This window comes from Ensifer sp. Root278, from assembly GCF_001429285.1.
Taxonomy (GTDB): domain Bacteria; phylum Pseudomonadota; class Alphaproteobacteria; order Rhizobiales; family Rhizobiaceae; genus Ensifer.
This window is the reverse complement of the sequence record NZ_LMJJ01000037.1, coordinates 1-3267: the sequence shown is the minus strand read 5'-3', so window position 1 is coordinate 3267 and position 3267 is coordinate 1. Positions and strand designations below refer to the sequence as shown.

Sequence of the window (3267 nt, the reverse complement as noted above, 5' to 3'; positions counted from 1 at the left end):
ATTGCGTCCGCGCAGACGTGGTTGCCGATGGTACGGCAACTCCGGCCCCAGCACAGTTGGGACAATGTCGTGCGGGTGCTCAATCGCCGCGGTCACGAATGACCGTCGAGCGCCTGCGACGCGCCGTTCATCGCCTGGTCCGCGAAAAGCTCGCGGAAAAAGACCTCCTGGCCCGCTCCCCTCGCCGCGCCCCCGAGGACCATCTGATGAAGCTGGTGGCGGCGATCGCCATTGCCGATCCCGACCTGCCGCTTCGCGACATTGCCGCGCAACTGGACCAGATGGGCGAACGGCCTGTGCGCGGCGGCAAGAGTGGCAGCCCTCCTCCGTTCGAGACTTGCTGGACGAAGCCCACCGCTTCGGCCTTATCCGCCGCTGAGGGCCCGGTTCATCAGCCGACCGATCACGCGGTCTTTTTCTGGGATAACGCGAAAAACTCGCTGAACCTGGCAGAGTCCGCCGATCTTGGCCCATGTCGCATCGCAGGAAAACAGCTAATTGAGATCCGATGATCCTCGAAGACTGACAAGGTAAATCTGCGTCAAGCACCGCTTTATCCGCCACCCGATCGTGGGCCTATTCGACTCGGTACGCTTTGCGGCGGTGGTCCAGGCGTCGTTGCCTTCTCGGATCGCGTGCCTTAGCGTTGCCGTTCGGTGCATGTCGATTGTGGCGATCCTACCGCTAGCGGCCGACATAGTTGCGGTCGATCAGCCTACGCATTGGCGCTTGATCGCGTCGCGGCGTTAGCCAACGGCTCTCGGAACGGCAAATGCAGAACTTCGGCACATTTGTCTGGACGCGGAGCTGGCGGTTCTGGTGACGCGTCGCCATTCGGTTGGAGTGCGTTATGTTATCTCCACCCAGACCGCTGCAATGTTCTTTAACGATAGATTGTGGTTGGCAGAGCGGTCCCCGGTGACACCGCATAGTCCGCTCGTTACTTCGGTACCGCGCGTAGGAGACCGAGGCGATCGCTTTAGGGTACCCGAGCAAGCATGGGGGCGATAGTAGTCGTTGCATTGTCCATTGGCGCAGGCAATGAAGCTATCGCTGGTCAAGCGGTGCCAATTTCTCCCGAAGCAAATGGGCCTCCTGTCAACTGAGAACAGAAACGGCCTTGCACAGGGTGCTTGCAACAATGTCAAAGCGCCAAGCTCGGGGTTCGGCGAAACTGTTGCCGACACTGCGCGTAGCGGAGGAATGCGAGAATGTGGGTCCCGCAGGGCAATAAGAAATGGCCCGGAAGGCAGGCTCTTTGGTTCGCCAAAAGTTGAATTGTCCCATGACAACGAAAGCAGATGACCTGGTTGACCCAGCAAGACCTCATCGACCACGATCTGAAATCGGCGAAATCGGAAAGGAAGCCTGACGGCTCCTTGGCTGTTTTGTTAAGTTCAGGGTTTCTGGCGACGAACGATTTATGGCGCTCGCGTACATGGGGATCAAGGACGACGCGGTAGTCGGAATTGTCCCCACGACCACGACATCAGCGTATTGGACACATCGTCAAGGTCCAATGGGGCGTACATCGAACAGGCGTCCGCCCTCCCCCCGAGACCTGAAATCGCGAAAGCGATCGCAGAAGTAAACAACGAAACCGCATATGAACTCCATTGCTGCGATCGGCCTCAGTCAACCTGGAATTCTAATCGCGGCGGAAGGATGACCGAGGAATCTGCTCACCGCTGAGACGCCAGCCGTCTTTCTGCTCCTTGCCCCAGCGTGACTTCACAGCCCTAATCCGGTAGCGGCTGACGATCTCGACAATGTCTCGTGTGCGTGTCGCCCGCACGCTCCATTCAGTATCGAATTCGCCTCCCGAGGATCGAATGGCGGAGTTCGCCGCCGCCGAGGATTCAAAGGAGGCAGTGTGCTTCGAAGGGTCGGTTCGGATTCGGGTGCGCTAGGCGCGGAGTGCCCCATACACGGGCCATGCATCTGGCATATGGCTATCGTACCGCCGGTCGAAGGGGGCTCGGTCCACTTCATTCGGAACATCGGCAAGCACCGTGGCTTCAAGTCATTGAAAGCCGCCTGGTTGGCCCCGGAGGCGGCGCGATGCACTGATCGGTATAGTTGATGAAGCGGAGCTCAGCTGAGCGCATACTCGCTGAAATGACAAAACCCTGACAGCTGTCAGGGTTTTTTAGAGAGCCAATCCCGACTTAGAAGCGCGCCGGCCCCTTGGCTTCATCTCCATCTGATTACGCGAGCAGACGGAAAGTCGCCGCGTCGGCAGCGTTGAGTTGCCCTGGCCTTCGACCGCAGCTCGCTGTGTAATCTTCGGGCATCCTTACATGGCGGCTACGATAGTCGGCTCAGGTGGACCAAAAAACCCTGACAGCTGTCAGGTTTTGGATGTGATTTTCGCTCAATGCGGATGAGTGAATGCGAAGCTCTATTGGGTCTCTCAGGCCTCCGACTACCCGCTGGGCAGGTGTGCAGATCTGTGACAGGGCGCAAAGAGTTGAGACGATCGAGGCGAACTATGACGCGCACGCCGGCGTCGAATTTGTAAGCCGGCAGCATATTTCGCATGGCGACGATGGCGCCGTTCTGAGAGTACAAAACCCTGACAGCTGTCAGGGTTTTGTAGAGAGACCCAGGCTTAGAAGGACGCCGGCCCCTCTGCTTCATCTTCATCTCACTACGCGCGCAGACCGATAGCCGCCGCGTCGGCAGCGTTGAAATGCCGTGGTCTCCAAGCCCAGCTCGGTGTCTGATCTTCGGGCATCCTCACGTGGCGGCTACGATCGCCGGCGGGCGAGGACCAAAAAACCCTGACAGCTGTCAGGGTTTTGAGCTATTCGACCTCACGGATTATCTGGCCATGGTGGGCCACGATTGCGGCCCGAACGGTGCGGTCGCGACCTGGCGCGACCTTTTGTCTGCGGCTGTCGTGGTTCGATCGATGCTCGGGGTCAGTCCGAGCGCCTATGAGAGGCCTGCGGAATTCTTGGAGCGGAGAATGCAGCCGCCGTCATGGCGTGTATTCTCGAAAGGGCAGGGGCACATCTATTCAGCCGGCGGCTATTAGCGCAATTTGACGCGAAGGGCCGAGCGCGGCGAGTTTTCACTTTGGCCAATGCTGATGGCTGATGCGCGCTGGCACAACTCACGTTGCCCCCAGGGACTTGCTGCGCGGTAACGCCATTATCCATTTATTGGAGCAACCACGCCTCCTGAAGCGCTTCGGTCCAACGGGCAGCGCTCCTCGTGCTCCGCTGGCGGTCACTCACGCTAGGGTGGCCCACCTCCTTCTAC

Annotated in this window: 2 pseudogenes; both read left to right on the top strand. The window is 59.1% G+C overall.

From position 1 onward, the window contains the following. Positions 1 to 379 (top strand): annotated as a pseudogene (locus ASE60_RS21780) (recombinase family protein); the annotation flags it as partial. A gap of 2472 nt (positions 380 to 2851) precedes the next feature. Further along, positions 2852 to 3151, top strand: a pseudogene (gene repC / locus ASE60_RS35815) (replication initiation protein RepC); the annotation flags it as partial. Between the last annotated feature and the right edge of the window lie 116 nt (positions 3152 to 3267).